Source organism: uncultured Cetobacterium sp. (genome assembly GCF_947039425.1).
Taxonomy (GTDB): domain Bacteria; phylum Fusobacteriota; class Fusobacteriia; order Fusobacteriales; family Fusobacteriaceae; genus Cetobacterium_A.
On record NZ_CAMQYW010000077.1, the window covers coordinates 1 to 7089 of the forward strand.

The following is a 7089-nucleotide window of genomic DNA, read 5'->3' on the forward strand; positions in this document are numbered from 1 at the left end:
GAATTTAAGTTCAGGATCTCTAGTTAAACGCCCAATTAAAACAACTAGATTCATATATAACCTCCTATATATTAAAATATTGATTAAATTATAACAGAAAATATAAAAAAATAATATACTTTTAAAAAATAATTTTTTTATGAAACAATTTAATATATGGTATAATATAGCGAATAATGAAAAAGTGAAAGGGGTAAAAAATATGAAAAAAGCAATCTTATTAGATGTAAGTGCAATAATGTATAGAGCGTTTTATGGAAATTTAAATTTTAGAACTAAAAATGAGCCAACAGGAGCTATATATGGATTTATGAATACCCTATTAAGTGTAATAAAGCAATTTGACCCTGAGTATATAGGGGCAGCTTTTGATGTGAAAAGATCCACTTTAAAAAGAAGTGAAATATATAAAGATTATAAAGCTAAAAGAGAGTCAGCACCTGAGGATTTAATAACACAAATACCAAGAATCGAGGAGTTGCTTGATTGTTTTGGAATTGAAAGATTTAAAGTTCCTGGATATGAAGCTGATGATGTTCTTGGAAGTTTAGCTAAAGATCTTAGTGAAAAAAATATTGAAACATATATCATAACAGGAGATAAAGATTTGTCTCAAGTTTTAGATACGAATGTTAAAATAGCTCTCTTAGGTAAGGGAGAAAATGGAGGCTTAAAAATTCTTGAGACAGAAGAGGATGTAATAGAACAATTGGGAGTTAAACCTAAAATGATTCCAGATCTTTTTGGATTAATTGGAGATTCAAGTGATGGGATTCCAGGAGTAAGAAAAATTGGAACGAAAAAAGCTGTACCTATGCTAGATAAATATGGAAATCTAGAAGGCATTTATGAAAATATAGATCATTTAACAGAGCTTCCAGGAATAGGGAAATCATTAATTGTAAATATGAAAGAGGATAAAGAGTTAGCTTTTTTAAGTAGAGAGTTAGCAACAATAGATATAGTAGATTTAAATTTAAAAGAAAATCAATTGGCCTATAAAAGGGATGATGAGAGATTAGTGGAGTTTTTGAAAAAATTAGAATTTAAATCTCTTATAAAAAAACTTTCATTGGAAAATTTTGTTTCTAAAAAAACAGAAGTGAAAGAGTCTATTAAAGAGAGTGAAAATGTTCAGCTTGGGCTTTTTAGTTTTACAGGAGAGGTAGTAAATACAGAAACTATTGGTAATGAAACTATAAATATCATAAAAACAAAAGAAGATTTAAATAAATTAAAAGATATTGTTAAATCTGAAAAAATAGGAATGTTTTTAGGAGAAAGAGCTCTAGGTATTTCAACAAAGAAAAATGATTATTGTGTATTTTTAGATGAATTAGAAATTTCAGATCTAAACAATTTTTTTGAAGATAAAACTAAATTAATATCTTATGGATTTAAAAATATATTAAAAAATGGACTTAAATTAAATAATATATATTTTGATACAATGTTAGCTTATCATCTTTTAACTTCTCAAACTAGAGAAGAAATTGAAGTAATGTTGAAAAATGTTTTAGAAGAGGATATTGAAAAATATGCAGAAATTTTTGGAAAAGAAAAGGTTTCTGAAATTTTAGAAAAATCTTATGCTGAGTTTATAATTTTAAGAAGTAAGGGGATACTTGAAACTTCTGAAGAATTAATAAAACAGTTGGAAAATAATAATTTAACAGAAGTTATGTTTAATATTGAGATGCCATTAATTAAAGTTCTTTATAAAATGGAAGAAGTTGGAATAGAAATAAATCCAGAATATTTTTCGAAATATAGTTTAGAACTAGAAGAGAGACTTGAAAAGTTAACAAATGAAATATATAGAGTTGCTGGAAGAGAGTTTAATATAAATTCACCAAAACAACTAGGAGAAGTATTGTTTATTGATTTAAATATAATACCAATTAAAAAAACAAAAACAGGATTTTCAACAAATAGTGAAGTCTTAGAAAGACTTAGAGATTTAGGAGAAGAGATTGCAGAGTACATATTAGAGTTTAGAAGACTAAATAAACTTAAAACAACATATGTTGACCCACTACCTAAAATGGCTGATGAAAATAATAGATTACATACAACATTTAATCAAACAGGAACAGCAACAGGAAGACTTTCATCTTCAGAACCTAATCTACAAAATATACCTGTAAGAACAGAAGAGGGAATGAAAATAAGAAGAGGTTTTATTTCAAAATCAGGATATAAATTATTAGGAATAGACTACTCTCAAATTGAACTTAGAGTACTTGCTGAAATATCTCAAGATGATAACTTAATAGAAGCTTATGCAAAAAATATCGATTTACATACTTTAACAGCAAAGAGAATTTTTCAATTAGATTCAATAGATGAAGTTACAAGAGCTCAAAGAGATGCAGCAAAAACAGTAAATTTTAGTGTTATATATGGGAAAACAGCTTTTGGATTATCACAAGAATTAAAAATAACACCAAAAGAAGCTTCAGAATATATACAAAAATATTTCGAACAATATCCATCAGTAAAACATTTAGAAAAAGAGATAGTATTATTTGCAGAAGAAAATGGGTTTGTAGAAACTTATTTTAAAAGAAAGAGAATTATTGAAGGAATTAATTCAAAGAATAAAATAGTAAAAAGTCAAGCGGAAAGAATGGCTGTAAATACAGTAATACAAGGTACTGCTGCAGAGATATTAAAAAAAGTAATGATAAATTTATATGAATTTTTAGAAAATAAAGAAGATATAAACATGTTGCTTCAAGTACATGATGAACTTATTTTTGAAGTAAAAGAGGAAAAAGTTATAGAATATAAAAATAAAATAGAGGATATTATGAGAAATAGTATTGAGTTTTCAAAGGTGAAATTAGAAGTAAACAGTTCTATTGGGGAGAATTGGTCTGAAACTAAGTAGGAGGAGATAGTGTCATATACTTATAGAGTAAAAAGAGAAATATTACAAAATAGTAAATTATCAAAAGATGAAAAATATTCTGAAATTAGAGCGATTCTTTTATTAAAGCGTGCAATAAAAGAAAGTTGTATTGATTTAAGAATTGAAAATAAAGAGTTAGCAGAAAGAGTCTTTGCTAATTTAAAGAGTTTAACAGATTTAAAAATAACAATAAGCTATTCGAAAAGCAAAAAATTTGGAGAGCATAATGTATATATAATATATATTCCACAGCAAAAAGGTTTGAAAAGATTTATTGAAGAGTTGACTAAATATAATCCTGTAATAAGAAAAAATTGTAGTGATGTGGAAAAGGGATTTATTAGAGGTATGTTTTTAGGATGTGGCTATATAAAATCTCCAGAAAAAGAGTATGCATTGGATTTTTTTGTGGATTGTGATGAACTAGCAGATGAACTTTATAATTTATTAATTGAAAAAAATAAGAGAGTTTATAGAACAATTAAGAGGAATAAACCATTAGTATATATGAGAAATGCAGAAGATATTATGGATATAATAGTTCTTATAGGTTCAATGAAAGAGTTTTATAACTATGAAGAAACAACAATGATTAAAGATTTAAAAAATAAAACTATTAGAGAGATGAATTGGGAAGTTGCTAATGAAACAAAGACTCTTGATACTGCAAGAAAACAGATAAGAATGATAGATTATATTGGAAAAATGAAAGGATTAAATGATTTAACTCCTGTATTAGAAGAAGTGGCATTTTTAAGACTTGAAAATCCAGAGGAATCATTACAAGAGCTAGCTGAAATAATAGGAATATCTAAATCAGGAATAAGAAATAGATTTAGAAGAATAGAAGAAATATATAATGAATTGCTAGAAAAAGAGAGGGAGGCTTAAGGAGATACAAAATGAAAATAATAGAGGATGTTTTATTAACCAATGAAAAATTTCAAAATACATATATAGCCATAGGAGCTTTTGATGGAATTCATATAGGACATAGAGCACTAATAATAAAGGCAGTGGAAAATGCCAAAAAAAATAGTGGAAAATCAGTTGTTTTTACATTTTTAAATCATCCTTTAGAAAGGATAAATATAAGAAAAGCACCGAAATTAATAAATTCATTAGAAGAAAAAATACATATAATAGAGTCTTTAGGGGTAGATTATTTAATAATGCAACCATTTACAGAGAAATTTTCCAATGAAACACCAGAAAATTTTGTAAAAGAAATACTAAAAAGAAAACTAGATGCACAAGAAGTATTTGTAGGATTTAATTTTTCTTTTGGAAAAGGAGGACTTGGAAATTCTGAAAATTTAAAAGAGTTTGGATTGGGAAATAAGATAAAGATTGAAATAGAAGAACCAGTTAAATTAAATGGAAAAATAGTTAGTTCAACATATATAAGAGAAAAGTTAACGCAAGGAGAATTAGAAATTGCAAATTTATGTTTAGGAGCTCCTTTTTTAATAATAGGAGAAGTTGTCCATGGTAGAAAATTAGGAAGAGTAATGGGGTTTCCCACAGCAAATTTGAAGATATTAAATAAAATATATCCTCCATTTGGAATATATGGAGGAAAAGTTAAAATAGAGGGAAATGAAAATAAGTGGGATGCAGTTATTAACATTGGAAAGAATCCTACATTAAAGCCGGATGAAAAAAGTATAGAAGTTCATATTTTAGATTTTGATAAAGATATATATGGGAAAAAAATATGTGTGTCATTAATTGAACATTTAAGAGATGAAAAAAAATTTGATTCAATGGAAGAGTTAAAGAGCACAATAAATAATGATGTTAATATGTGGAGAAATAAGGTTAAAAGGAAGTAAAATGGAAATAGTGTTAAAAATAGATAATTTTGAAGGACCATTGGATTTATTGCTACATTTAATTGAAAAGAAAAAAATGGAAATTTCAGAAATAAAAATATCACAAATAATAGATGATTATTTAATATATATTGAGACTGCTAAAGAAAAAAGTTTAACTATTAAAGTTGAATTTTTAGAGATTGCATCAGAACTTTTAGAAATAAAAGCTTTATCAATTTTAAGTGTTAATAAAGAAGTGGAAAAAGAAAAAGATTTAAGAAGAAGATTAGAAGATTATAAAGTATTTAAAGAGGTAGTAGAAACAATATCTCAAATAGAGTGTGAATATAACATCTCTTACTCAAGAGGAGAGGGAAGAAAAATAACTAAAAATATACCTAAGGAATTTGATTTAACTACTTTAAAACTTCAAGATGTTTTTAATTCATATATAAAATATTTGCCTGAAAATAATGAAATTTTAGAAATAGAAATAGAGAAGAGATACTCTATAAAAGATGAAATGGAAAAAATGAAAATTATTTTATATTCTTCAGAAAAAACAATAGAAGAATTTTTTAGTAGAGCAGAAAATAGAACACATTTAGTATATATGTTTTTAGCTATTTTAGATTTATATAGAGATGGAATAATTTTAATAGAGGATGGAAATAGATTAAAACTCTTTAGGAGGTAATCTTTTGAGACAAGATTATAATTATAAAATATATACACCAGAGGAATATGCTATAAGTATAGCTAAAAATGCACTGGATAAATATTATGTGGAAATGAACGAGAAAGAGATTGAAAATTTAAAAATAATTGATATTTCTTGTGGTTCTGGAAACTTATTACTTGCTATTTTAGAAGAGGTTTTAAAAAGTTCAAAAGAGATATATGGAGAATATAAATATAGAAATAAATGGATAACTGGCTATGATATAGATTTAAAAGCTTTAGAAATTTGTAGAGAGAGATCTAAAGTTATTTTTAAAAAGTATGGTTTAGATGGTGAACTAAATTTAAAGGAAAAAGATTCCTTGAATGAAGAGTTTGAAGAAAAATATAATATAGTTTTAGGGAATCCTCCATATTTAGGAGAAAAGAACCATAAAGATATATTTCAAAATTTAAAAAAAACAGAATTTGGAAAAAAATATTATCAACCTAAAATGGATTATTTTTATTTTTTTATTGAAAAAGGAATGGATCTATTAGAAGAAAAAGGAATTTTAATCTACTTAACGACAAATTATTGGTTAAAAGCAGATAGTGCTGAAAAATTAAGGGAAAAATTAAGATTAGAAGGACAATTTTTTAAAATAGAAAATTATGATCATTCAATTTTTAAAAATGCAGTGGGACAACATAATATTATTTTTTCTTGGAGAAAATCATTTAATGAAAAATATATAGAAGTAATAGAGAATGATTTGAATTATAAGATAGAAAATATAGATTTATATGGGGAACATAATAATAAAATTTTATTAATTCCTCCTTTATGGAAAGATGAATTAAATAAAATTAGAGAAAATTCAAATTGTATATTAGGAGAGTTAATAAATATAAATCAAGGAATAGTGAGTGGTGCAGATAAGGTTTTTGTATTTAAAGAGTATGAAGAAAAATTTAAAGATTATTTAAAACCTTTTTATAAAAATAAAGACATAGGAAAATATGAAGTATCTGAAAAACCACCCTTCTGGATTTTATATTTAGATAAAAAAACAAAGTTAGATAGGTCTGTTTATGATTATTTAAAAGAGTTCGAAGATAAACTTTCTTTAAGAAGAGAGGTTGTACATGATAGAATTAATTGGTGGGAACTTCAATGGTCAAGAGATGAAAAAATTTTTAAAATTCCTAAAATAGTTGTTAGACAAAGATGTAAAACGAATAACTTTGCATATACAGAGAATGAGTTTTATGGTAGTGCTGATATATACTATTTAACATCTAAAAATGAGAATATTAATTTATTTTATTTATTGGGATATTTAAATTCAGATATATTTTACTCATGGTATAACTATATAGGGAAGAAGAAAGGGAAAAATTTAGAATTTTATTCTACACCTTTAAAAGAAACTCCTATATTTTATTCAGATAAATTAGAGGAAATTTTATACATAGAGGATTTAGTAAAAAAACAGTTAAATAATTATAGTGAAGAAAGACAAGAAAAAATTAATGAATTTTTTCGAATAAAATTAAAAACAAAATAATTAAAAAGGACTCTACTTTTAATTTTAAAAGTAGAGTCCTTTTATTTTTAATAATTATAATTTTTTAATATCATTGGCAATAAATTGAGCTTTTGCTCCGAAAATAGCTTGAACACCATTTTTGCCA

Annotated in this window: 5 protein-coding genes; all 5 read left to right on the forward strand. The window is 25.2% G+C overall.

Going from position 1 to position 7089, the window contains the following annotated elements; genetic code table 11:
* Positions 1–202: 202 nt before the first annotated feature.
* From polA to Q0V09_RS05625, 5 genes are read left to right on the forward strand one after another with little or no spacing between them, the layout of a single operon-like run.
* Positions 203–2893 (forward strand): DNA polymerase I, encoded by a 2691-nt coding sequence (gene polA / locus Q0V09_RS05605; protein WP_297487578.1) that lies wholly within the window; start codon positions 203–205, stop codon positions 2891–2893.
* Positions 2894–2902: 9 nt separating this feature from the next.
* Positions 2903–3805: a DNA-binding protein WhiA gene (gene whiA / locus Q0V09_RS05610; RefSeq protein WP_297407277.1), complete on the forward strand. Its 903-nt coding sequence runs from the start codon at positions 2903–2905 to the stop codon at positions 3803–3805.
* A gap of 11 nt (positions 3806–3816) precedes the next feature.
* Positions 3817–4749 (forward strand): bifunctional riboflavin kinase/FAD synthetase, encoded by a 933-nt coding sequence (locus Q0V09_RS05615; protein WP_297407279.1) that lies wholly within the window; start codon positions 3817–3819, stop codon positions 4747–4749.
* Between the two features lies 1 nt (position 4750).
* Positions 4751–5428 carry a ScpA family protein gene (locus tag Q0V09_RS05620; RefSeq protein WP_297487580.1) on the forward strand — a complete coding sequence of 226 codons (678 nt, stop codon included), beginning with the start codon at positions 4751–4753 and terminating at the stop codon, positions 5426–5428.
* A gap of 4 nt (positions 5429–5432) precedes the next feature.
* Entirely contained in the window at positions 5433–6962 is a 1530-nt protein-coding gene (locus Q0V09_RS05625) for a TaqI-like C-terminal specificity domain-containing protein (protein WP_297487582.1), read from the forward strand.
* Positions 6963–7089 lie beyond the last annotated feature (127 nt).

Coding starts and splice junctions, on each gene's coding strand:
- polA (WP_297487578.1), top strand. CDS start 203: ATGAAAAAAGCAATCTTATTAGATGTAAGTGCAATAATGTATAGAGCG.
- Q0V09_RS05615 (WP_297407279.1), top strand. CDS start 3,817: ATGAAAATAATAGAGGATGTTTTATTAACCAATGAAAAATTTCAAAAT.
- Q0V09_RS05620 (WP_297487580.1), top strand. CDS start 4,751: ATGGAAATAGTGTTAAAAATAGATAATTTTGAAGGACCATTGGATTTA.